Raw genomic sequence first — 24,615 nt, 5'->3', positions numbered from 1 at the left:
TATCGGTGCAGCTATGAGAAAGCTTGCTCATATCTGCTTTGGTGTTGTGAAGAATCAAACTGAATATCAGTCTCAAGTTGTTTAAATCAAACTTGAGACTGGTTAGGAGAGATGGTATCTACACACAAAAAACTCAACTTATGCAAAAGTAACCTTGCTATGCAATGTTGCTTTTGCACTTCTCAAATCTTTCTTCTAAATCCCCCACATCACAAAACCCCAACGCCAAAGCAAAGGCTTCATTATTGTCATTCACATAAAACAACGCAGGAAAGCCGCTCACTCTAAGCTGTTGCACCAAACCCAAATGCTGCTGTAACTGACTTTCAGTTTCAGCCAATAACAGCACTTTTTCAAACTCTGCACCATCCAAACCTATGTCTACTGCACATTCAACAAGCGTTTGTTGTAAAGACGGGTTTTGTGCTTTTTGGTAATACGCAGATTGAATGGCTTTAACCATGAGCTCTGCACTGTTGGGGCTTAAGGTTTCTGCTGTAATCACAGCGCGACACGCAGGATAGGTAGAGCGATAAGGGGTGTTTAACTGCCAGTAGTCATGATTAAAGCTCACTTGCGTACGCTGCTCTATTTGCTGCCAATAGCCGGCGATTGCGGTGCGCAGGCTTTCATCCATTGGTTGGTCATTATCAGGGGCGAGACCGCCCATGATCCAGTCAACTTTAATCTCTGGGTGCTGCTTTAAAAATGCCGCAAGCTCAGGCGCAAAGCCATAACACCATGCGCACATGGGGTCGACCACATAAATAAACCGCATTGTTTTTACTTTCCTTTTAGCTTTTTATCTAGATTTTTAACTTAGAAGACAGTGTTCGAGTCGGTAAAGATTAAAACACTTTCTCAAAGCGTATCTTGTTGTCGAGTGACGTATCACCGGGCTCAATATCAATGATGTGGTAGTTGTTTTTCACTAACATGGCGAGCATGGCTCGAAAGCGGTTCATAGTTTTCACTTGCACCGCTTGATAGTTGTGCGCTTTTAACCAAGCTTCTTGCGCGTTGAGCATTTTCTGTGCAAGACCATGCCCTCTATGTTCAGGCATAACTGCACCTAACCAACTATAAAAAACCGTGTCACTCAGCGCATAACCCAATTTATATCCCACAGGTTGCTCGTTGTGATAAGCCACCAGCAGTAAATAGGTTTTATCTGCTAGCCTTTGGTTTATGACTTCTAGCGTTTTTGGTGTGCCAAACTCAGGGATATTGGTTTCGATAGCCAATATATCACTGAGTTGACCTTGTTTAATTTCGTACATATTTGCTCTTCGATTAAAGCCACAATCTTTAATTCTTATCTTTCGATTTGTCGTCTGATTTTGACGACGTGTCTGGGCGCTCAATTTTGCCACTTTTTACAAGTGCTAGATATAAGTCTTCTAATGGCTCTGGAATATCATCATGATATTCAGGTTTCTCTTTAAGTAGCTTAATTAATGCGCTTTGGGCGCCTGCTTCATCTTTGTTTTCTAGCTTTGCCAAAATATCTTTAAACATGGCGTTTGGCTCATTGTTTGGCTCAGACAAATTAATGCCATACATAACTGGTGAGACAGCCTGAACAGCTCGCGCTTTTTGCTCTGGCGCTGCGCGCTCAATTCTCGCGCCTGTGACTTCTATTCGTTCCATTTGCACGTCTTCAGCAAGTATCTCTACTCGCTCAATTTGAGGGGCACTTTCTTGTGCTTGCTTCGCTTTTGGCATCGCAGGCACTTCAGCTGATTCAACTGAAACTAACATAGGATCTTGGTAATACTGCCAAGGCGCTAACACGGCTACGGCGACGATGGCGGCTGCGAGTCCTGAGTATTGCCACCACCTGCTTGAGGTTTTTGTCGCTTTATTCGCTCGCCCTTTACTCTCTAAACCTTTGTTACCAGGTACTTTTTTATCAAAAATTCCATTTTCACCACTAACGGCATCTGCAGCACGCGCTAAAATAGCGTCATCGATATCTTTAGGCGGCATTGCGTCGTTATTTTGCTGATAAAGCTTGATGAGTTCGTTATCACTTAATTGCTTGCTCATGCTTGTCGTGCGCCTCCTGTTTCTGATGAATCTACTTTGCGTTGCAAACAATCTCTTAACTGTGACATGGCATAGCGTAATCTTGTTTTCACGGTTTCGGGTTTTGCCTCAACAATTTCACATACTTGGCTTGCACTAAATCCAGCTTCATGGCGCAGCAAAAATGCGTCTCTTTGCTGTGGTACCAGTAACTCTACACAGTGCTTAATGGCCCGTTGCAAGCAGTCATTATGTATCTCGCTTTCGTGATTGTCTTGGCTTGAACTAAGCACTACCGGTGATTCACTTTCATTATTATGCGCCTCATCAACCAGTACTAAATGCTCACCCCGAGATGTGTGTTTTCTGTGTTCATCAATCAACAAATTATGAGCGATGCGGTAAAGCCAAGTGCTGAACTTAGCCTCAACCGTATAACTGGCCCGATTGTCGATGACTCTAAGCCACACTTCTTGAAATAGCTCTTGAGCTTTAGCCTGCTGCTTTGCACCCAATTGACGACACACATAGCGATACATTGGCCCTTTATGTCGGCTGTACAACTCGGCAAAGGCGGCTTGGCTGCCTTTGCCATAGCTGAGCATCAGCGCTTCGTCCGTGTCTGATTGTAATTGCGCGATTCGAGTCATAAATAATATAGTTTCTATGCGTTACATTGAACTGGCCAGTTCGACCAAGTTAACAAATTCACCGCGATAGTTAAACGGATCATCCCCTCTATTTGCCCTCGCAATACTGGCAATATCTTGATAGTTCATGTCACCAAGGTACTGGCTTTGTTTAAGCTTTTGAGCAAATGCAGCCACCGAGGTTGCAAATTTAAAGTCGGAGCTTGCGCTATTAAAGTCTGGTAACACCTGCTGTTTATTGACCACTTGGCTGATCAGTTTACTCTCGGTGTCGCCCGGTAATTTATAGCGAATTTTCACATAAAGTAATTCATCACTGGTACTGACCATTTTCTTTTGCTGATAACGCAGCTCATCCACTTGCCCTTTATTACCTACTAAGGTCAGTTCGTATAGTGCAGTTACGGTATGGCCGACCCCAATTTCACCCGCATCGACTTTATCGTTATTAAAGTCTTCGTCTTTTAATAAACGATTTTGATAACCGATCAGACGATACTCTTTAACCTGAGCGGGGTTAAACTCGAGCTGAATTTTTACGTCGTTGGCGATGCTTTGCAGTGTGCCACTCATTTGTCTTAACAAGACTTTTTGTGCTTCATGTAGGGTATCAATATAAGCGTGATTACCATCACCTATGTTGGCTAATTGCTCCATCATGGCGTCGTTGTAATTGCCTCGCCCAAAGCCCAGAGTGGTTAACGAAATACCTTGCTTGCGCTGCTCTGCGATCAAGTCTTTTAACGCTTCTATGCTTGTGGTACCAACATTAAAGTCACCATCAGTCGCCAAAATCACTCGATTCACACCGCCCTTAATAAAGGCCTTTTTCGCTTCTTGATAAGCCATTTTGATACCACTCTCACCATAGGTGCCGCCCCCTGCTTTGAGTTCTTTTAAGGCATTTATGATGGTTTGCTTTTCTTTGCCTTTAGTAGGACTTAACACCACCTGCACATTACCGGCGTAAGTCACTAAACTCACGGTATCGCGGGCTGATAGCTGCTTTACCATCATAGTTAGGCTTTGCACCAATAAAGGCAGTTTATTTTTTTCGTGCATCGACCCCGATACATCGACTAAAAACACCAGATTCGATGGTTTTCTTTCACTTGCCGGTAAGTCATAACCTTGTAGGCCGATACGCAAAATGTGACGTTCATCATTCCAAGGAGATGGGGCCAACTCAGTGAAAGTCGCAAACGGCTGCGATTTGTCTTCTGGCACGCTGTAGTTGTAATCAAAGTAATTAATAAAGGCTTCTTCACGTACAGCATCGGTCGGTGGCATCTGCCCCATATTTAAATAGCTGCGAATATTGGCGTAACTGCCCGTGTCTACATCCACCGAAAAGGTCGATAATGGCGTTGTTGCGGCCTGAAATACCCCATTGCTGTCGCTCGGTAGGTAATTATCGCGATCCTCAGGATGAGCAAAAAACTCAGGGGCTGGCGGTGCAATTCTTTTTCGCATTGCAGGCGCGGCCATTAAAGGCTGTGGTTGACTAATCTGCATATATTCAACCGCAGTACCAATGGCTGAGCCATCAGCTTGCACCTTTTCAACACGACTGCCCGTCACCGTAATTTTTTCTACGGCTTCTTGGGCTGATTTACGTTCTTGTTGCGATTGTTCTTGGTTTTTTTGCGCTGTTTGTTCACTTTTGCTGTCTTGGTTCGAGCAGCCAGTGATTAACAAAGAGCTAAACAAGGTGCTAAGGGTTAATGCAATTAAGGTTTTGTTGGTTTTCATATTCTGTCTCTTTTTATAGAAGGTTTACTGCTATAAACGGACGACTATGAATTAGGGGGTGAAATATTTTTAAATTTTTTCACCCCAGTTATTTTTGTTTTGATTAAGCCTATAAAAACAGGGCTTTAACTTGCTCTACAAACCATCTATTGGCCTGATTACTGGCTTTTAAAGGGTGCCAATAAAGCTGTAAAAGATAGTCAGGCACCGTGATTGGTGGTGGAAGTCGTGTTAGTTTTTGCCCTTGCTGTACTTGTTTGGCAACTTGTGTCGGCAAGGTTAATAAATACTCGCTGCCTGCCACTAGGTGCGGGGCTACAAGTACACTGGTTTGCTGACACGCGACATGACGCGTATGACCTAAATTCGCCAATACTTGGTCGACAATACCTTGTGACTCTCCCCACGGTGCGATACGTATATGCTGCTCTTGTAAAAATTGCTCAAGAGACAAGGCATTTTTTATTCTCGGGTGCGCTTTACACACTAAGGTACTGTAACTGTCGCTGAACCAAGCAAGCTGCTCAACACCGGCTTGCGGGTGTTCGTCATGCTGAAAGCCTAGTACGAAATCTAAGTTTCGCTGCTCCAACTGTTCTTTAATTGGTAAAGGGCTGGCTGGCAAGATCTCAATCTGAATATACGGCGCTTGTTTGGCAAAGTGCCGAGTTAATTTAGGCAAAAAACAAAACTCAGTGTAATCGGTCGCGGCGATACGGAATGTTTTCTCACTGTGACTTGCGTCGAACCCGCTTGCTTGACCAAGCCCGAGCTCTAGTAACGGCAAGGCTTGCTTTACATACTGGGCTAATTGTTCAGCTCTTTCAGTCGCCTGCATTTGATTATTCACTCGAATAAATAAAGGGTCGTCTAGACGCTTTCTCAGCCTTGCTAAGCCATGACTAAACGCAGACTGACTTAAATATAACGACTCTGCGGCCTTTGAGACCGACCGATATTGATAAAGCTTATCGAACAGCAGTAATAAATTGAGGTCAAACTGTTTGAGATCCATAAACCTGCACCATATTCATTTAGCTATGAACATTATGCACTGGTTTCATTTTTTTGTTCGGTTAATATATTTAAAAAAGTAAATACCGAGCGAATACGCTCTAAGAGGAAGCGCTATGTCACAACTTACCATTCGAGCAGCAGAAGTCACCGACATCGACACTATTTTATATTTCATTAAAGAGCTCGCTATATATGAAAAAGCAGAGCACGAAGTCTTAGCCACACCTGAAACCATTAAGTCGAGCATGTTCGCAGAGCACAGTGGTGTGCATGGTTTAATTTGTGAGTTAGACGGTGAAGCCATTGGTTTCTCAGTGTATTTCTACAACTACTCAACTTGGCTAGCAAAACCTGGACTTTATCTTGAAGATTTATACGTGTCACCAGAACACCGAGGCAAAGGTGCTGGTATTGCACTACTCAAACGTTTAGCACAAATCGCCGTTGAAAAAGGCTGTGGCCGATTTGAATGGAGCTGTTTAGATTGGAATACGCCATCACGCGAGTTCTACGAATCATTAGGCGCAGAGCCACAACATGAGTGGATTGGTTATCGCATGAGTGGTGAAACGCTGGTTAATTTTGCACAGAAGTAATTAAACAAAATGAGGCATAAAGCCGCGCCTACAAGTTGAGATTGAGTAGGTTGCTGTTTTGTATGCGCGATTTTATTTCGCGCAGATTGGTGTTTGGCTCGTAACCACAAAACATGGAACCTGAAATAAATTCAGGGTGACAGGGATCGGGTATGTTTTTGTTAAGCGCGGCATAAAGCCACGCCTACAGGTTGAGATTGAGTATATTACAGCTTTGTAGGTGTGATTTTACATAGCGCAAAATAGATAAACTGGATGACTAAGTTGTGTCGCGCTAAAGCACGGCCTTCACGACAATAGAGCACGGTTTAAAACCGCCGCTACCAATTAAGTTACACGTAACAGCGGTTAAACTTGCTTATTTCACGTTGCGCAAAAGTAACCTTGCTGCGCAACGTGTATTTTGCACTTAGAACCCAAACGGGATGTTGAACGCGAAGAACGCGATTAATAAGCCAGTCCAGAATACTAAGAAGGTCAGTGAGTATGGGATCATCATGGTGATCACATCACCGAAACTCAGGTTTTTATTGTACTTACGCATAAACGCTAAAATAACACCCGCATATGTCATCATCGGAGTGATGATATTTGTTGATGAGTCTGCAACTCGATACGCTGCGGCGACAAGTTCTGGCGTCATGGCTGGGTTTACTGCATACAGCATAGGTACGAATATTGGACCCAATAGCATCCACTTTGACGTAAGACCACCAACGAATAAGTTAATCAGTGCTGTGGTTAATACAAAGCCGATAATCAACATAATTGGAGAATCTTGTAGCCCCATCGCAGATAAACCGCTTGCACCTAAATAAGTGATGTATGTACCTAAGCCTGAGTAACCTAAAATACCTAAGAAGTTATAACAGAAGAAGGTAAGGACTAAGATGTAGCCCATGGTATTCATTTGCGCGACCATGGCTTTTACCACGTCCATCAGGCTTTTGAATTTACCGGTTGCGACACCAAAAGCAGCACCTACTGAGGTAAAAATAAAGGTGATCAACAAGATCACATTATTTAGGTAAGGCGTCACGGTTTTGCCCGCGTCATTTTCGTATGGAGCTAGCGGCCCTAGCGCCAATAAAACCACCACGCCAATTGAAGCAAGCAGGCCCCAAAATGCAGCACGAAGACCTTTCTTCTCGTCTTCGGTCACTGAGAAATCAGACAAGTCCATACCCTCAGGTAAGTCATAAGGCATGTCTTTAAACTTAGGTTCGATGAACTTCTTGGTTACCCAAGCGCCTAAACCCACCAGCATGAAAGTCGAGACAAAAATAAAGTAGTAATGCATGGTTGCTGGCGTAAGCGCACTGCCATCTGCCGCTTGAAATGGAATGCCTTGAGACTCAGCAAAAATTTGTGCATTCAAACCAATAATCACATCCACTGGCGTTGCTGGGATTAAGTTGGCACTGAACCCCGCTGATACACCGGCAAATGCAGCAGCCATACCTATCATTGGGTTTTTACCAAGGCCGGCATATAAGAGACCTGCCAAAGGAATAAGAATAAGGTAGCCCGCATCGGTTGCGATTGAGCTCATGATCCCTAAAAAGATAAGCGCTGGCGCTAAGAACTTCTCGTTTAAACGTGTACCAATTTTCTTGATAAGGGCATTGAATAAGCCAGAGCTTTCAGCCACCCCTACACCTAGCATCACGATTAAGATAACCCCTAATACGCCGCCACCAAAACCGAGCCAGTTATTCAGCAGGGCATTATCAAATACCCAACGGACATGTTCGGCTTCTGTCATGTTTTTGATGGTATGGGTTATGGCGCTGCCATCGGCGCTTTGCGTTTCGAACGTTAAGCCGCCTATTAATGCGGTTAAGGCAAATACGAATACCAAGAACCACATAAAAATAATGATGGGATCGGGTATTTTTTTACCTGCCTTTTCTATAAATGCGATGACACCACCGCTGCTCGGCTGAGCTACTTCACTTGTCGACACTTTTTTACTTCCTATTTTGTTATTTTAATTATGCTCTTTGTTCAGCATTAACCCACTTAGAGCACTAATAGCGTAAATAGTTTAATGATTTTGTCACAAATCAGAAACAAACAAGATAAAACCACATAAAAGCGAGATAATGTAACAATTATACCAATCCTCTTAATTAAGCGATCTATTTTGAGGCAAGAAAAACTTGTCGGTAACGAGGCAAAAATTTTGCTATTTAGTTGTTCTAAATAAGGAATTTTTAACAAAGTTAGCGTCAGTTTTAGTCCCTCAAAATGATTGAGTATTATTGAGGATTGGTATTAACAGTTCATTTACTTGTAAATTGACTTACAACTTTGCAAAGAAAAGCGGCTATTTCCTGCGAAGTAGCCGCTTTAATTTACGATTTACGTAAAGTTAGATTTATGGTTTTACCGCTGGGGTTGAGTACTTAGGCGGCTTAATATTAAGTGGCGACTTGCCTTCAAGCTCTTTCATTAGCTCTGATACTGCGCGCTCTAGCTGAGGGTCTTTACCTTGCGAAAGCGAACGTGCATCTTGATACACCTTAATATCTGGCGCGATCCCTTTATTTTCACCTACCCACTCATTGTTGATAGGGTCAAACACAGCATTGTCTGGTGCTGTCAGTGCGCCACCATCAACAAGCGGATAATGCACCGATGACTTCACTACGCCACCCCAGGTAGTTGCACCAATCAGCTTGCCCACTTTTTGCTGTCTAAACGCCCATGGGAAGTAGTCACCACCCGAGCCGGCTAGTTCATTGATAAGCAGAGCTTTTGGCCCCTTTATACCCGCAGGTAATAGCATAGGTTTGCCGTTTGGTACTTCATTGGTTATCGCAGCACGCAGCTTGCGGTTCATTAAATCAACCATGTAGTCATCTAATAAACCACCGCCATTAAAGCGCTCATCGATCACCGCCCCCATTTTGTCCTGTTGCGCAAAGAAGTAACGGTTAAATGACGTAAAACCAGGTGTTGAAGTATTTGGTACCCACACATAAGCAAGTTTGCCGTCTGACAACTTATCAACTAAGCGACGGTTGTCTTCAACCCAAGCACGCTGACGAAGGCCATACTCACTTGAAATCGGCTCAACAATCACTTGATGCGCCCCTTCATAGTCTGGCTTGTCGTTTACTTTCAAGGTTGTTTGTTTACCCGCAGTGCCATCTAATAACGCATAAGGATTATCGTTTGCTGTAAGCGGCTGGCCATTAATCGAAACGATATATTGCTGCTCTGCCACTTTTAGATTTGGCTGATCTAGTGGACCTTTTAGTTTAGGGTTCCAGCTTTCTGAGGTATAAATTCGGTCGATTTTCCAATAACCGTTATCTTGAACTAAGTCTGCACCCAATAGGCCCGCTCGACGTTTTTCAACATCTGGCATATCACCACCGAATACAAAGCTGTGACCAACAGACAGCTCACCGTTAACCATATCAAGTAAGTAATTTAAGTCCGAGCGGTGTTTAACATGCTCAACCAAAGGCTCATAACGCGAAAACACTTCATCCCAATCACGACCATGCATATCAGGGTCGTAGAAGTAATCACGCTGATAACGCCATGCTTCAACAAACATCTGACGCCATTCTGCTTGACGGTCTAGACGCGTTTCTAAATCAACTTTAAGTGGCTTACCTAACTTTACAGATGGTTTAGTTGCATCGACCACATGCCAACTGCGACCTTTTTTAACTATGAGCTTTTTGGTATCAGCAGAAATGTTCACATCGCTGATACCGCTTACATATGGCTTTGCTTCACGTTTCTTAACGCTGTATTTATGCAGTGAGAACGACCAACCTTTGTCGGCACGTTTAGCAAAAAACACACTGCCTTTTGGACCATGTATCACACCGCTGTAAAGGCCTTCAGGCATAGGTAGTGGCATGATACGACGTTCAATGTTATCAAAATCTATGCTAACAGCGACGCCATCTTTCTTTTTGTCTTTGCCTTCTTTTTTCTCAGCCGCATCTTTTGGCTTATCTGAAGATTCAGCTTTTTCCGCTTTATCTGCCTTCTTATCTGCCTTCTTATCTGCATCTGCTTTACCTTCGTCAGGCTTAGCTTCTTTTTTCACCTTTTCTTCATCGCTACGCAGTGCAAAAGGTGAATCTAGATCTTTGGCAAGATTGATAATGTAAGGCGCATACTCATGATCTGCCGACATTGAGCTGGTATTTGCCCAACCACTGTCTAGGCCATAATCTGTGCTGGCTAAGAAGAATAAGTGTTTACCACTTTGATCCCATGCAGGTGAAACTGAGTTAGCCATGCGATTTGTAATGGCACGGCTTTGCCCTTCTTCTAACGACCAAATTTTGATTTGTTTAAAGCCATTATCTGCTTGCTTGGCATACGCTAGCCATTTTGAGTCGGGTGCCCAAGTTAAACCTGTGCGGCCACGTTCTAAATTGTTACCACCAACATCAATTGTCTTAATGGTTTCTGATTCTAAATCAACTAAACGGTAACGCACATCGTCATCAACAAAGGCAATGTACTTACCATCTGGTGACCATTGTGGTTCCCAGGCCATTTTAGACTCACCAATCGAAATGATTTTACGATCACCCATACCATCTTGGTTTTGTAACACTAATTTATAACCTTGCTCACCTTCATCAGAGAACCAAGCAATTTTATCGCCTTTTGGTGACCAGATAGGCGCTCTATCGGCTGAGCTATGATCTTTGGTTAAATTACGCGTTGAGCCATGTTCGACAGGCACTGTGAATATTTCACCACGCGATTCGAATAACGCGCGTTTGCCTGAAGGCGATAAAGAGGCATTTTTAGCGCTGCTAGCAACGTTTTGCCACTTAGTTTCTGCCCATGGGAAGTCGGCTTGAATGCTAATGTCGAGCTTTTTAGCACGTTTACGTTTTACATTATAAGTATACAAATAGCCGTCTTTTTCAAACGCTAATTGCTTACCATTGCTGGCGAGTTGCTTAATGTCACCACCTTTAAATTGGGTGATTTGTTTGGTCTTATTGCTTTTTGGGTCATATTCCCAAATATTCGATACCCAATCTCTATCTGACAAATAATACACTTTGCCTTTAAGCCATACCGGCTCAATATCTGTTGACGTCTCGAAGTGAGGTAGTTGTGTTTCTTCTTGTGTTTCTAAGTCAAGTAGCACAAGTGGGGTATTCTGACCGCCTTTGTAGTTACGCCACTCGCTATCCCAGCGACTCATACGGTCAATAATGAGTTTGTCTCCGTCTTTAGAAAATGCGCCATTAAAGCCCCATTGATGCGTGACAAGCTCTGGAGCTCCGCCATCGACAGACACGGTCCATAAACGTTCATAACGCTTTGGTGCGGTACCACGAGAAGAAGCAAATAACACCTTTTTGCCATCGGGCGTCCAGCCTCTTACATACGCGTTGTTTGCATGCCAAGTGAGGCGTTTTGGCTCTCCCCCCGCAACAGGCACAATATAGACAGATTGCTGACCGTTTCGATTAGAGCTAAATGCAATAGTCTCACCATCAGGTGATAAATGTGGTTCAGTCTCAACTGCTTGCGTACTGGTAATTCGCTTAAGGTTTTCACCTTTGAGGTCTGACACCCAGACATCTCCACCATAAACAAACCCGATATGAGAGTCGCTAAGCGTCGGTTGTCTTAAAAGTCGAGTTTCATCTGCCGCATTGGCTGAAAAAGCACTGATCACACCCAGTGCAACGGCTGAAATAATATTCTTCATTGTTATATTTCTCTATTTTCCTTATTGCTTGTTACCTAACAGAGTAAAAAATGATAATTTTTAGACAGTTAGCTACATATTGATGCTAACACAAAAACCCATACCAGGAACAAGCGGTATCAAATGCCAAATTATAAACAGGCACAAAATTAGAATTGAAAGGAAGCAATTGTAATAAATTGCTTCCTTAAGACCTGAGCCCACTTAATATTCTATGATTTCAGTCTTAGAAGTAGTTAGGCTTTCTGTGTTGAAAACTGCTCCCAGGGACCTGTAATAGCGAGGGTTTTGGTTGGGGAGTAAAGATTTACAAATAGCGTTTTCCCGTCATGAGAAAAGCACGCGCCTGCAGGCTCTGTTTGAATGTGAAGTTTTGCAAACGGATACACTGCGCCTTTTGGCGTCACCCCTCTTAAAAAGTTTCGGGTTACATCGGTGTATTGGTCTTCACATACTAATAGATGGCCTTGGGGTGTCACCGTTAAGTTGTCACCAAAGTTATACTGGCTACCATCAGTACTCTCAACAAATAGCTGTAATAAACCTGGGTGCTGAGATTCTTGCGCTGTGCCCTCAAAGGCTGATGGCTGGTATCGCATTACTTGACCAAATTGTTTTTGCCCCCCGTTAGTACAGCAGAAATACAATTCATTGCTGCCAAAATGAATGCCTTCACCGCGCGCAAACAGCGCTGCGCCCGCTTCATAACCTTGCTCACGTAAATCATCATTAGGACTTTCAGGATTTGAGAGCGTGATCCATTCAACTTCTAACCAATCACCCAATGCCATGCTGTTTTCAGCCCAGTTTCGAGTATCAAACTGTGGCTTTTGCTTAACGACAAGGGCTTGTAATGTTCCCCCTTCACTTAACTGGCCTTTTACTTTTGGAATAAAGCGATAAAGTAGACTATCTCCCCTGTCTTCTGTCAGATAAATAATGCCGGTTCTTGGGTCGACAGCCGCCGCTTCATGGTTGAAACGACCCATAGCGACTAATGGTTTGGGCTCTACCAACCCATTGGCCTCTGCGGGTACTTCAAAAATATAACCATGATCTTTCGAAATATTGCCATCGGGGCGATCGACTGACTCTTCACACGTTAGCCAAGTGCCCCAAGGGGTTGTACCGCCCGCACAATTTCTGATAGTGCCGATCAGGCTCATGTATTGTTTTTCTAATGCTTGCGTTTTTAGGTTGTAAACCAGTGTTGAAGTGCCGCCCGGTAAAGCTGTACCAGACTTTAAATTGTCGTAACTTTTATTCGATTGGAAAGATTGCCATGGCACAGCTGACTTTTTTATGTGCTTTTGAGCCAGCTCATGATTTCGCACCAAAGCAACACGGTCTTCATCTAATTTGATACACCCCATACCATCTGCATTGTCTGGTACTGGCATGCCATCATCCATTTTATCGCCGAGTTGTGAGATCACTCGATAGCTAAACCCTGGCGGCAAGTCTAAGATGTTATTTTTGTCGGACACTAAGTCGCCATACCCAGGTGACAGCGGCATGTCAGCCAAGGCATCAGAATTGCCATCTTTGCTGCGACAGCCCATCATGTTGACGGTTAACCCAGAAAAAGCCAGTGCCGCAGCACTGAATGTAAATTGTCTACGTGAGACCATTCCTTCCCCCCAAATTTAAATTCGTACAATTACTCTAACGCACATTGTGATAATGTAACAAAACCACTTTGTTATCAACATTGTTTTTACCTCTTAAATATAGGCGTTATATGCAAAGCATATGAAAATAATCGAATTTTATTTTGATATCGTCAGGTTAGATTTTATAGATGAGGTAGGAACATTGAGATAAAATTGCGTGGTCTGTGCTGTGTTCACTGTGCTCCACAATGAAACAACGCTTTATTATTCGTGCTTAATTTATTGAGGTCATCATGTTTACTGATACGCTTTTAACGATCCTCGTTATCTACTCTTTTGCTTTTTTCATTACTGGTATTTTGATGATTATTTTAGAACCTAAAGGTGATGAAAATCGCTACCAACAGAAGGTGACTGAATACACTATGTTGGCGATTGGATCGGTAGCTACTTTGTCATTTTCATTTTTTGGCCTGACAAGCTTTTAAATAAGTAAAAGTCTAAATGGGTTAGGGCGTACTAAAATTACTTAACCTGAGCTTTAGTTGCTCAAAGTTATCAATAATATACACGCCCTAATTTGTTATGCGCATTCAAGTTTCATCTCGACCAATGAAGGGGTAAAGCCTAGCTTTTGATAAGCATTGATGGCTGCTTGATTTTCGGCGTACACATCTAAGTAAAATATGTTTACACCATGTGCTCGCCCCCACCCCATTAACGCATCCATGACCAGTCTATTTAAGCCTCGACCACGAAAGTCTGGTGCAACATACATAAAGCCAAGGTAGCCATGTTGTTCATGAGACAGAGATTGCTTACTTGTTCTGATCTGAATATAGCCCGTCGCGATGATCTGATCTTTTTCTTCAAGTACGAGTACTTGGCTGTTTGTTTCACTTATCAACGCAGGTAAATCATAATATGTCGCGTTGTTCGCTTTAATATGACTGTTGTAAGGTCTTTCAGCCTCAACGACGGCTTGCTCTAGGTGTAATAAATCGTTTATATCGTCCTGAGTTGCGATTCTTAAATGCATCTGCTTACTTCTTACTTTTTAATTCTTAGTTAAATTGAGCCAAAAATTTATCAAATTGGCTGTAATCGCCAATGTTCTCATCAACCCACTGATCATCATGGTAAGTATTTAAATATCTTTCGCCGCTATCGCATAAAAGCGTCACGATTGCACCTGACTGCCCCTGCTGTTGCATCTCCAAGACCTTATTCAAGACGCCAAACATATTGGTCCCTGAGGAAGGTCCTACACGCTTACCTAGTTTTTTACTAAGCCAATGCATGGTGGCAATACTGGCGGCATCGGGTACTTTTTGCATCTCATCTACGACTCCAGCAATAAAAGAAGGTTCAACGCGCGGTCTGCCAATGCCTTCAATTCGACTGCCTCGACTGAGCGTGATGCTGTTGTCACGGGTTTGAAAATAGTCGAAAAATACTGAGTGCTCGGGGTCTACAACCAATAAATTTGTATCGTATTTTTGAAAACGTAAATAACGCCCAAGCGTCGCTGAAGTGCCTCCAGTACCTGGGCTCATGACTATCCAACTTGGTATAGGATGAGGCTCATCTTGCATTTGCTTAAAGATACTTTCTGCAATGTTATTATTACCGCGCCAATCAGTCGCACGCTCAGCATAAGTAAATTGGTCCATATAATGACCGTTTAACTCATCGGCTAAACGCTGCGACTCGCTGTAAATTTGATCTGTTTGTTCAACCAAATGACAGCGGCCACCATAAAATTCAATCTGTTTGATTTTTTCATGTGCCGTAGACTTTGGCACTACAGCAATAAAATCAAGACCGAGTAACTTTGCAAAATAGGCTTCCGAGACAGCTGTGCTGCCTGATGAAGACTCTATGATGGGAGTATTTTCTGTAATATGGCCGTTACATAAGGCATATAAAAATAGTGAGCGAGCAAGGCGGTGTTTTAAAGAGCCGGTTGGGTGTGTACTTTCATCTTTTAAATACAAAAGCACGTCAGGGTGAGACTTAAGATCTAAACGAATTAAATGTGTATCTGCAGAGCGCGTGTAATCTGCTTCAATGGTTTTAATTGCCCAATTAACCCAAGGTCTGTGCATACGATTTTACCTTTAGCTCATCAACTTTTATTACTTGCGTTCACTGTTTCGGAACGCACTATCACACAAGAGTGGTGCTTTAGCCAAGCACCACTCTTAGAAAAAGCTTAACAAAATATTACTGCTCTTCGAGTAGCCCCCGAGTTGGTGACTTTAACTGCCTGAGGGACATGACAATACCTGTGATTGCTATCATTGTTGCCATCACTAGAGCTTGCGTTAACACGGCAAAAAAGTTTGCTTGATAAGGCATGGCCAACTCATATTTGTAAAAACTAGCAATCGATAAGTAAACACACAAGGTGGCAACCAGTGCTGGCAACAAAGTAATAATTGCCCACTCATAAAATATCAGTAACTTTTGCTTTGTTTTATCTATACCAAATACAGTCAATAAACCATTACGGGCTTTATCTTGTTTTTGATGCACCGAAATTGCCGCCGCTAAAAGTAAGTTTGTAAGAAGTGCAATAAACACACTGTAAATCACCACTATCATGATTAAAAAGTTCATGTAAAAACGTATATCAGCCAGCATAGTATCCACCGACATCATGCGCATACTTGGATGTGCTTGCCAAACTTGACCAAGGTTTGCCAGCGCTTCATCACTCAGTTGTGCATCGCCCATATAAAATGTCTCAACGTCTTCAACCGCATCATTGCTATGTCTCACAAACCAAAACGTCGTATTACTGCCGCCCGAAACAAAGTCGTGTTTAGCAGCAACAAGTAACTCCACCGACTGCTCACCCATGCGCATTTGCAATACATCACCCAATTTAAATTGCATGTCTTCAAACACTTCACTTTCGATAGAAACCGGCCACTGATTTGCTTTAAGAACTTGGTCACTTTGCCAGCTGCCTAATACAACTTCATTGTTGCTTGGCACTTGCGCTTGCCAGTGCAGACGAATTGGTCGCTCTAAACGCGCTGATGACTCACTGGGTTGCAGCCCGGTCTCGTTAAGCTTTACTTGATTGATATGCGTTAGCTGCGCGTATTGAAAAGGTGCAATATGGTTAATTTGCCCTTGGTATTGGGTTAAAAACTTTTCTAATACTTGCTGCTCAGTTTTAGTTACCTGGCTTATCACCACATTACCTTGGTCTTTATAGGTAAGTTGCTCGAGTATATTGGTAACATCTTGCGTGATCCGCAGTGATAATAACAGTAAGGTCAGACTCAAACCTAAGGCAATGATCTGCGCGCCTTTTACATAAATGCGTTGCTGCATAAGGTAAAGTGCAAAACCAAATAGCTGAGCGCGCTTTGATAGCCCCCACTTACCCAAGCCAAGTACACACCAAGTCAACAAAACTAAACCGAATAGGCAAGCCGCCAGTGTGCCGACGACCATGACGGTTAAAGTCCAATTGTCTGAGTACCATACAATAAGTGCAATAATAGCGACGACAGGCATCATAATCGTGAGCCATTGCTTACGCTCTGGCGCTTGATAGCTCATAAGTAAACGCTTAACCGGTGAAGTGAGTACCGAATACCAAGCAGGCAGAGTGAGTGCAATATAAAGACTGAGTGCAATGACTATCACCTCTAACAGCACCGTCCACTGCCAATCAAGCGCAATCACAATGTGGTAATTTTCTAGCCATTGCACCGCAACATAAGTGGTCGCTGTTGCCAATAAAACACTTGGAACTAGGGTAATTGCAGTCGTAAATAAACACCCAAAAATAACCAACCATTTACTGGCCTGTTTTGCTAAACCATTCGCCATGCAAATAGCGCTGAAGGTTTGTAATGGTTTAATGACGTTTTGATTGCTCAATGCCAAAATGATACTCGCCAAAATGACCAATAACACAGACACTAACCCCATAAACTTTTCGACTCGCTGCCAGCTTTTAGCTAAAGGATGATTACCCAAGGTTTGACTGATGAGTGCCGCGCCATCAATGTCATCACTTGCTGAAACTAGGCTTTGTAATTGTGTTTCATCATGTGCCATTAAGTATCGATATGATTTGGCTTCAAGTGTATTGCCTTCTATTAGCTTTGCAAGGGAGGCTAAGTGCACCATGGCACGCATATCACTGTTATGCCCCTCACTTAATCTGTCAGGCTCTGAGATTAAATAATGAGTGAATCTCAAGGTTTGCCCAGCGATTTTAATTTCATCATTGATCTTAAGTGACAAAGCTGCGGCTAAGCGTGACTCTAACCAAATCTCATCTTGGCTTGGTCCTTTTGTATACTCTGTTGTAGTTAATCCTTGTTCCTCACTCACACCAAGCGTGCCAAGTACTGGATAATTATCGTCAACGGCTTTTAATCTCACTAATTGGGCCAAATGTTTATCTGCGACTTGATGAGTCAGCGTGACATTAAAGGTTTGGGTTTCGCTAAGCTCATGGCTATGTTGAATAAACGCCGAACGCTGTTCTTGATTTAAAGCTTGAAAGGTTTGTACTACCGAGTCTGCACCCAGCAGTTGCTGCAAGTTTTGTTTTAAATACCCTTGTACACCATTGCCAAGCAATGTTGTGAAACTCAAATAGAAGAATAAGATGAACAGCGTGAGTAGCTGAACTAAATTGACGCGTGAGCGAGTTTGCTGCCAATGAAATTGCCAAGAGAGCGCCCATAACGACTTAATAGAGTAGCGATTGCCTGACTCTGGCGCGCGTTTATCTATAAGATTTGAAAGTGCATTTACGAGCATAGCTGCAACCTCCCATGTTCTAGTTTATAAACTGTATCGAGCTGTTCAGCTAAAGCTTGGTTATGGGTAATTAACACTAAGGTTGCGTTAGTCTCGCGACAGCATTGCAACATCAATTGGCTGATATGCTCAGCGGTTTGCTCATCAAGATTACCCGTTGGCTCATCAGCAAAAATAAGTGCAGGCTCTGAGACAAAGGCCCGTGCGATAGCTACACGCTGCTGCTCCCCGCCACTGAGCTTACTGACCGAGAAGTCTGCACGCTCAGCAAGACCGACTTTAGACAACCAATTGCGCGCTTTTTCAAATGCCTGTTTATCGCCTTTTAATTTCAAAGGCAGTGCCACATTATTCAATGCATCTAACTCAGGAATTAAATGGAATTGTTGGAACACAAAACCACTATGCTGATTGATATCGCCTGAGCTAAGCGCTACCTGCTGTTTTATAAAAGACAGTTCACCACTTTGCAGCGGCTCAAGACCTGCCAAAATGCTCAACAAAGTCGTTTTACCACTACCGGATGCGCCCACTATGGCAACTTGTTCAGCTGCTTTAATTTGCAATGATGCGTCTTCAAGTAATGCTAAGTTTAAGTCCTTATTAACAGGAATATGGTGTGTCAGGTTCGTTAAGTTGATTGCGATGCCCACGGTGAACTCCGTTTATTTTTTATGTCTGGGCTTAGTATTGATGATTGGCTGTGAAAGGAATGTGAAGAAACTTTTTCACACCTTTGCTTACAATTTTAATTTGCAAGATTGCACAGACTACTTTTCATGTTCGCTGTTTTAAATTAAGTTACCCAATCAGAAACAAGGACTTGGGCGTTTAAAGTATGTTAAAAAAAATAAAATCAAATAAAAAATATTGGCTGTTAGGCAGTGCTTTACTCGCTGCGGTAGGGTTTTCAGGTTTTAAGGCCTATCAATATAACAAATACTATATGTCTGACTTTGAAGACCGCGTGATTGAGTCTCAGGTGCTCAATGAGTCTCGAAAAATATTTATCCGCCTGCCCGAAAATTATTCTGCTGATAAACAATATCCCCTCATTATTCGCTCTGACGGCAACTTTAATCTAGCCCGTTGGGACGCTGTACTGGACGAGTTTGCCGAGCAAAAAACTTACCCCGAAGCAATTTTAGTGTCTATTCCTAATCAGTTTTGGACCAATACCCGCAACCGAGATTTAGTGCCCCCTTATGCGCGTCGCGATGTAAATATCGAACCTCGCCCTGCAAGCGATAATGACCCTGAGATATTTGGCAAAGCTGACTTGTTTTTGTCATTCATAGAGACCGAAGTACTGCCCTATATGCATAAACATTATTCTCTCAGTGGCGAGCGTATTTTAAGTGGCTTTTCTGCTGGTGGCAGTTTTGTTATTTATACTATGGTCACCAAGCCCAACTTATTTAACGGTTACTTTGCTTTTAGTCCCGCAGCTTGGTATGACGACTCTGTAGTAGTTGAGCAATTTCGAAAAGACATTCAACAATTAGCTGGAAAACCTAAATTCTTTTATTTAAGCCTAGGGGCAGAAGAGAACAACATAATAACAGGGTCATTTAATGGCTTAGTGAACGCACTTGAGCAAGAAGGGCCTGCCAACCTCACTTGGCAGCATAGCTTTAGCCAAGGTGCAGGACATGGCGAGAATCCTGTTATGTCAGTCCCCAAAGCGCTGTCTGCCTATCAGGCTTTTAGAACCACACATTTATAAGTCGTTTATTGAGTATAGAGGAGCAAATATGTACGCCGTCATTTTTAAAGCCATCGCCAATCAACAAGATTCTGACTATTCGAAAATGGTCAAAGTAATGCGAGAACTTGCTTTTGAAAAGTACAACTGCCAAGACTTTTTAGCAGTACAAGAGGGGGAACAAGAAGTCGCGATTTCTTACTGGGTAAACGAAGATGACATAAAACGTTGGCACCAAGACAGCCAACATGCCGTTGCTCAGCAGTTAGGTCGAGATAAATGGTATAAATCTTATGTCGTCGAGGTTGTTGAGGTTAAAAGACGTTATAGCTTTGACTAAACTATAAACCTATTATCGAATGGGAATATCACTGAGCAAACACGCTTTGTGGTATTTCCAGCCTTGATGTAAATACACGCCTTTATCGATCAAGTAATCGGCTTGTGCTTGAGTTTCGACCCCTTCTGCCACGACATCTATCTTAAAGGTTTTTGCAAGCTCAATTAGGGCATCTAACATAGTCGCAAGTTGTGATTCAGTGCCAATGGCCGCCACATAACTTTGATCAATTTTGATAATATCTAACGGTAACGACTTTAAATATTGTAAGCCCGCATAGCCCGTCCCAAAGTCATCTATCGCCAATAAAATACCTTCGGCTTTAAAGTCTTGAATGGTTTGCATAATTTGCTGATTATCAAACTCTAGCAGCTCATTTTCGGTCAGCTCTAGTACTAATAAAGGAATAAGCTGATTTAACTCTAAAATAAGAGTTTTAAAATGCGCGTCTTTTAAATGCTCTCCTGTGATATTGATATTCACCTTTTTAATTTTATGCTGCTGAGTGAGCACTTCGGCGTCTTGTATCAGTGTTTTTATGATTTCATAGGTCATTTCTTTGAGGAGGTTATTGGCTTCAATATCTGCCAAAAACAAGTTGGGGGTTAATATGCCCTCAATCGGATCATTTAAGCGTACTAAGGTTTCTGCACCGATAAAACCACGGATTCTGGTATCCCAAATGAGCTGATAGAAATTAGTCACTTGCCCTTGTGCAATGGCATCTTTGAGCTGACTTTTACGGCTTTGATAATATTTTTGATAGTTTTTAACTAATAAAAACAGTAGTAGAAATGTCACCCCATAAATGACTAAGCTGATAGTAGATGGCTTATAGACTTTTTTATAAAGCGCATCTTCATTGATGGCTAACAACAACGACAAGGATGACAAATTCTCAAGTGGAGATGCCACCAGCACGTGCGACAGGCCATCATCAAATAAGCTACTTTCGAGCGTAATTGGCTCATTTATAGGAAATAGCTGATTGTCTACGGGCAAGCTGTAATCCCCTACTTTAAAAATCGGCACACCTGACTTTGAGTCAGCAATCACAATGTAGTTATAAGGTCTGTCTAAGTCATCTAAGTGGCGATTTAATATGGATTGCGGTAACAGTGCGTTTATCTCATAGCCGTCGCTGCGAGTTTTCGCGATAACCAGTGCAGCCTCGCCAATAAAGCTAGTGTGAATTGGCCCAAAGAAACGTAACTCTGCCGAACGAGCCGGTTTTGGCCCCGCGGTTTTAATAGGAGTACTTAGCTTGCTCCAACTGGTACAAATCAATTCACCATTAGGGTTCACAATGCCCATTTCGGCAATATTTGGGATTTTAAAGTGTGCACGGCGTAGCTCATATAAGGTTTGCTCAGTGCAAGCCGCGTCTAAGTCGTCATGCTCTATAAAGAAGTGATTAAGTTGTTCGAGCTGTTGGTTTAAATCTCGCAATAGCCAATTAAAGTCAGATTGTACCTGAGTGAGCAAAGCTTGCTTTTTATTGGCAATTTCTCTTGGGTAAAGTACTGCGATGACGATCAGCATCCCTGCCAGCGCAATACTGAATGCTTTGAATTTATATCTGAATTTCGGCACTTTACCCAACCTGACTTTGCCGCCACCTCAGCAAGTTTACTGATAACTTGCTATAACTTTGAAGGCACTGACATTACTACAGATTTATTTCAGATATATTACATTTAGGTACAGATATTCTCTTAAAGGATCAAAGTCATAAAACACGAATGCGGGTCAACCTCATAATCACCAAATGGCCCACATGGTTCAAAACCATTTTGACCATACAATTTGCGAGCAGGCACAAAGAAATCCATGGTGCCGGTTTCTAGACTCAAGCGTTTTACACCGTTGAGTTTGGCATACTTAATAACATGCTCAAGCAATTGACGACCCACTCCTGTACCTCTTGCTTTGTTGCTGGTGCGCATTGATTTTATTTCACAGTGATAAGGTGATAAATACTTGATCGCGACACATCCTACGGCTTCATCACCGCGCCATGCACTCCAAAATTTAATGGTGTCACTTTGTAGTCCATTAATATTTAGAGTATGCACGCACTCTTCTGGTGAGGTTGCATACATATCAATGATATGTTCTTTTAGTAGTTTGATAACTTGTCGCTCTTCAAGCCCACCTATGCGTATTTGAGCTGGTAAAAAATGCAGAGAAGCTGTGTTTTGGTAACATAATGCCGCTGTCATAATAAAGTCACTTTTAAAATTATCCGACAGCTTACAAGCAACTCCTAGACCATGTTTTTCGCTATGATTTTATTGAGAAAAATTCACTGCTATTTTTGTGTTGCACCAATTTAGTATTTTTAACTGGCTATAACAGTGCAATGGCTTTCAAAACCTTCATATATGCACTTTTCAGCCTGTCGGATTCTTTTGCTTTTTATATCACCTCACCTTTATCTTGGCGTTATCAAGAATAAAGGGACACTCTCATGAATAAATTATCTCTCGGCTTAGGCGCCATAATCTCTGTTGTTTTACTTGGCTGCCAAGTTACAGACTCAAGTAAACTGGATGAAACGCAATGGCGTTATGCAACCGATCCTCACGGTAGCCAAGCTATTTTGAATGGCTCACTCGTCACCACTGAGCGTGTAGAAATTGCTTTTAAACGAGTTCCTCGAGTAGACAAGCTGAACAACTCTTGGGTTGAGCTCATTTACGACCTCCCAAGCAAGCAGTTGCCTGAGCAGGCTAGTATTACTCTGACCTATCAAAGTGATAAAGATATGGTCATCAAGTTATCGCAAAAAGACTATGGGGGAGAAGGCGATAAAACATATGCTCATTACCAAACTGTTTTACCTGCAGCCAGTGCTTGGACGACTCAGACGGTCACCCTGAATGATTTTCAACGACCAAGTTGGACCCCCGCTTCTTCAATCGATAAAGGCATTATTACAAAGCATGTCTCTGCGCTGTATTTTGTCCCAGATTTGACTGATGCTAAAGGTGGTGAGGCTTACATTAAAATACAAAGTGTGAGTGTTAAATAATACATCAGGCAGCCTACTTCCACATTCTATTCAAAGTTTGGTGATAATTTATTAAAAAACGCGAATTAGGGTAAGAATGTGGAAGACCAAAAAAACTATTTAAGCCGAGGTACCTGGCTACTCGTTTTCTCAATCATCTTTGGTTATGCAGCTGATTATTGGTTCAATGTCACCTTAAGTCAGCACTTAGAAGCACATCAATATGGTGACTATAAAGTCGCATACAGTATCACTATGCTTGCATCAGTATTAGTTTTACTTGGTGGAGATAGGCTTGCCCCGCGAATTTTATCTAAGCATATCGCTAATAAAGATAACTCAGCGGTATCAGCGTATTTAGCATGCTATATAAAACGTGCGTTTATCATTTCAATTTTTATTATCTCATTGATTTGGTTTTTAAGTTATTTCCATGTCATCCACTTCGATGCTGATGGCCACCATGCCCTATCTTTAATGATTGTGGCAGTACCCATTATTGCGCTAGGCGCCCTACTAAGCCGAGTACTACAAAGTGCCAAACTACTGGCTTTTTCTAATTTACCATGGCGTGTTGCTCTCCCTCTTTTAAAAACATGCGCAGTCCTAGCGTTAGCGTACTTTTATATTGATATCAGTGTTGAGCTTGTCATTTTTGCGGGGATCATGATCGTGATTGTCATTGTGGTATGGCAAATATGGTTATTATTTCAAAAGAATATCATTACTCTCACGCCTTTTGAGCCCGCCACTCCTGACAAAACATTGCTAAAACAATCAATTCCTATGATGTTAGCTATGTTGGTAACGCTAATGTTAAATCAAACTGATTTATTAATGCTTGAATGGTTGGCAAATGAGCACGATGTTGGGCATTTTTCTGCAGCCAATACCCTTGCGCATATCATTCCTGTGACGCAGGTTACAATTGCCAGTTTATTTCTGCCACTCATTGGCAGACAACTTGATAATAATCCAGATTTAGCTAGCAAACTTTTTGGTAAAGCACGGTTTATTACTCTAGTCATGACCACTGTAGTCGGTTCATTACTTTGGTTTATCTCTGATGACTTATTGAAACTGTTCGGTACAGACTATTCTGATGCGAAAAATGCCCTACTGATTTTAATTCCAAGTTATGCGATAACGGCTGTTGCGGCGATCACTGCAACTTGGCTGCAATATACTGGGCAAGGTAAGCAAGTTGTGGAATTTGGTATGATTGCAGTTGCAATAAATGTGATTGCCAATATGTTGTTTATTCCTAAATTTGGTTTAACTGGTGCTGCGCTTGCCACGGCTCTCTCGTTATCGACATGGAGTTTGGCTATTCTTTTGCATCACCGCTTAGATAATAATAAATTGCTCAGTTCCGTTGAGAGCTAAACCAA

Annotated in this window: 21 protein-coding genes; 6 read left to right on the top strand and 15 right to left on the bottom strand. The window is 42.4% G+C overall.

From position 1 onward, the window contains the following. Positions 1-157: 157 nt before the first annotated feature. The 6 genes from AAEU28_RS19555 to AAEU28_RS19530 all read right to left on the bottom strand — a co-directional run bounded on the left by AAEU28_RS19555 (position 158) and on the right by AAEU28_RS19530 (position 5,445). Positions 158-778, bottom strand: a complete 621-nt coding sequence (locus AAEU28_RS19555) for a DsbA family protein (protein WP_421965604.1) — start codon at positions 776-778, stop codon at positions 158-160. Positions 779-848: 70 nt separating this feature from the next. Further along, entirely contained in the window at positions 849-1,280 is a 432-nt protein-coding gene (locus AAEU28_RS19550; protein ID WP_421965603.1) for a GNAT family N-acetyltransferase, read from the bottom strand. Positions 1,281-1,308: 28 nt separating this feature from the next. Beyond that, positions 1,309-2,049 (bottom strand): hypothetical protein, encoded by a 741-nt coding sequence (locus tag AAEU28_RS19545; RefSeq protein ID WP_421965602.1) that lies wholly within the window; start codon positions 2,047-2,049, stop codon positions 1,309-1,311. Then, positions 2,046-2,678, bottom strand: a complete 633-nt coding sequence (locus AAEU28_RS19540; RefSeq protein WP_421965601.1) for a sigma-70 family RNA polymerase sigma factor — start codon at positions 2,676-2,678, stop codon at positions 2,046-2,048. Before AAEU28_RS19540 ends, AAEU28_RS19545 begins: the two co-directional genes overlap by 4 nt. Before the next feature lie 21 nt (positions 2,679-2,699). After that, positions 2,700-4,430, bottom strand: coding sequence for a vWA domain-containing protein (locus AAEU28_RS19535; protein WP_421965600.1), 1,731 nt, complete (start codon positions 4,428-4,430; stop codon positions 2,700-2,702). A 109-nt stretch (positions 4,431-4,539) separates the two neighbouring features. Continuing rightward, the gene (locus AAEU28_RS19530) at positions 4,540-5,445 is read right to left on the bottom strand and encodes a LysR substrate-binding domain-containing protein (protein ID WP_421965599.1); all 906 of its coding nucleotides are present in this window, start codon (positions 5,443-5,445) and stop codon (positions 4,540-4,542) included. A gap of 115 nt (positions 5,446-5,560) precedes the next feature. Between AAEU28_RS19530 and AAEU28_RS19525 the strand changes: the two genes are divergently transcribed. Next, positions 5,561-6,043 (top strand): GNAT family N-acetyltransferase, encoded by a 483-nt coding sequence (locus tag AAEU28_RS19525; protein ID WP_421965598.1) that lies wholly within the window; start codon positions 5,561-5,563, stop codon positions 6,041-6,043. Between the two features lie 409 nt (positions 6,044-6,452). Here AAEU28_RS19525 and AAEU28_RS19520 read toward each other — a convergent pair whose 3' ends face one another. The 3 genes from AAEU28_RS19520 to AAEU28_RS19510 form a co-directional block, all read right to left on the bottom strand. Then, a complete protein-coding gene (locus AAEU28_RS19520; RefSeq protein WP_138483902.1) occupies positions 6,453-8,009 on the bottom strand; it encodes an AbgT family transporter in 1,557 nt (518 codons plus the stop codon). Positions 8,010-8,423: 414 nt separating this feature from the next. Continuing rightward, complete coding sequence (locus tag AAEU28_RS19515; RefSeq protein ID WP_421965597.1) at positions 8,424-11,756, bottom strand: S41 family peptidase; 3,333 nt, start codon at positions 11,754-11,756, stop codon at positions 8,424-8,426. A gap of 236 nt (positions 11,757-11,992) precedes the next feature. After that, positions 11,993-13,387, bottom strand: a complete 1,395-nt coding sequence (locus AAEU28_RS19510; RefSeq protein WP_421965596.1) for an alkaline phosphatase PhoX — start codon at positions 13,385-13,387, stop codon at positions 11,993-11,995. Positions 13,388-13,662: 275 nt separating this feature from the next. Here AAEU28_RS19510 and AAEU28_RS19505 point away from each other — a divergent pair, with 275 nt between their 5' ends. Further along, the gene (locus AAEU28_RS19505) at positions 13,663-13,857 is read left to right on the top strand and encodes a hypothetical protein (protein WP_421965595.1); all 195 of its coding nucleotides are present in this window, start codon (positions 13,663-13,665) and stop codon (positions 13,855-13,857) included. Between the two features lie 95 nt (positions 13,858-13,952). On the opposite strand, the gene AAEU28_RS19500 is transcribed toward AAEU28_RS19505, so the two are convergent. From AAEU28_RS19500 to AAEU28_RS19485, 4 genes are all read right to left on the bottom strand, one after another. Further along, the gene (locus tag AAEU28_RS19500) at positions 13,953-14,408 is read right to left on the bottom strand and encodes a GNAT family N-acetyltransferase (protein WP_421965594.1); all 456 of its coding nucleotides are present in this window, start codon (positions 14,406-14,408) and stop codon (positions 13,953-13,955) included. A gap of 25 nt (positions 14,409-14,433) precedes the next feature. Then, a complete protein-coding gene (locus AAEU28_RS19495; protein ID WP_421965593.1) occupies positions 14,434-15,477 on the bottom strand; it encodes a PLP-dependent cysteine synthase family protein in 1,044 nt (347 codons plus the stop codon). A 118-nt stretch (positions 15,478-15,595) separates the two neighbouring features. Then, complete coding sequence (locus AAEU28_RS19490) at positions 15,596-18,166, bottom strand: ABC transporter permease (RefSeq protein ID WP_421965592.1); 2,571 nt, start codon at positions 18,164-18,166, stop codon at positions 15,596-15,598. After that, the gene (locus tag AAEU28_RS19485; protein WP_421965591.1) at positions 18,157-18,819 is read right to left on the bottom strand and encodes an ABC transporter ATP-binding protein; all 663 of its coding nucleotides are present in this window, start codon (positions 18,817-18,819) and stop codon (positions 18,157-18,159) included. The genes AAEU28_RS19490 and AAEU28_RS19485 overlap by 10 nt, the downstream gene beginning before the upstream one ends. Positions 18,820-19,004: 185 nt before the next feature. On the opposite strand from AAEU28_RS19485, the gene AAEU28_RS19480 reads away from it, so the two are divergent. Together AAEU28_RS19480 and AAEU28_RS19475 are read left to right on the top strand one after the other, a co-directional pair. Beyond that, a complete protein-coding gene (locus tag AAEU28_RS19480; protein WP_421965590.1) occupies positions 19,005-19,892 on the top strand; it encodes an alpha/beta hydrolase in 888 nt (295 codons plus the stop codon). 28 nt (positions 19,893-19,920) lie between these two features. Further along, entirely contained in the window at positions 19,921-20,211 is a 291-nt protein-coding gene (locus AAEU28_RS19475; RefSeq protein ID WP_421965589.1) for an antibiotic biosynthesis monooxygenase family protein, read from the top strand. Positions 20,212-20,223: 12 nt separating this feature from the next. On the opposite strand, the gene AAEU28_RS19470 is transcribed toward AAEU28_RS19475, so the two are convergent. Next, on the bottom strand, positions 20,224-21,804 hold the full coding sequence (locus AAEU28_RS19470; RefSeq protein WP_421965588.1) for an EAL domain-containing protein: 1,581 nt from the start codon (positions 21,802-21,804) through the stop codon (positions 20,224-20,226). Positions 21,805-21,926: 122 nt separating this feature from the next. Beyond that, positions 21,927-22,433, bottom strand: coding sequence for a GNAT family N-acetyltransferase (locus AAEU28_RS19465; RefSeq protein ID WP_421965587.1), 507 nt, complete (start codon positions 22,431-22,433; stop codon positions 21,927-21,929). Between the two features lie 248 nt (positions 22,434-22,681). On the opposite strand from AAEU28_RS19465, the gene AAEU28_RS19460 reads away from it, so the two are divergent. Further along, positions 22,682-23,245 (top strand): hypothetical protein, encoded by a 564-nt coding sequence (locus AAEU28_RS19460; protein ID WP_421965586.1) that lies wholly within the window; start codon positions 22,682-22,684, stop codon positions 23,243-23,245. Between the two features lie 78 nt (positions 23,246-23,323). Continuing rightward, entirely contained in the window at positions 23,324-24,610 is a 1,287-nt protein-coding gene (locus tag AAEU28_RS19455; protein WP_421965585.1) for an oligosaccharide flippase family protein, read from the top strand. The last annotated feature ends 5 nt before the right edge of the window (positions 24,611-24,615 follow it).

The organism is Pseudoalteromonas sp. SS15 (assembly GCF_049257195.1).
Lineage (GTDB): Bacteria > Pseudomonadota > Gammaproteobacteria > Enterobacterales > Alteromonadaceae > Pseudoalteromonas.
Note: the sequence above shows the minus strand (reverse complement) of the source record. Positions and strands in the feature narration are given on the sequence as shown.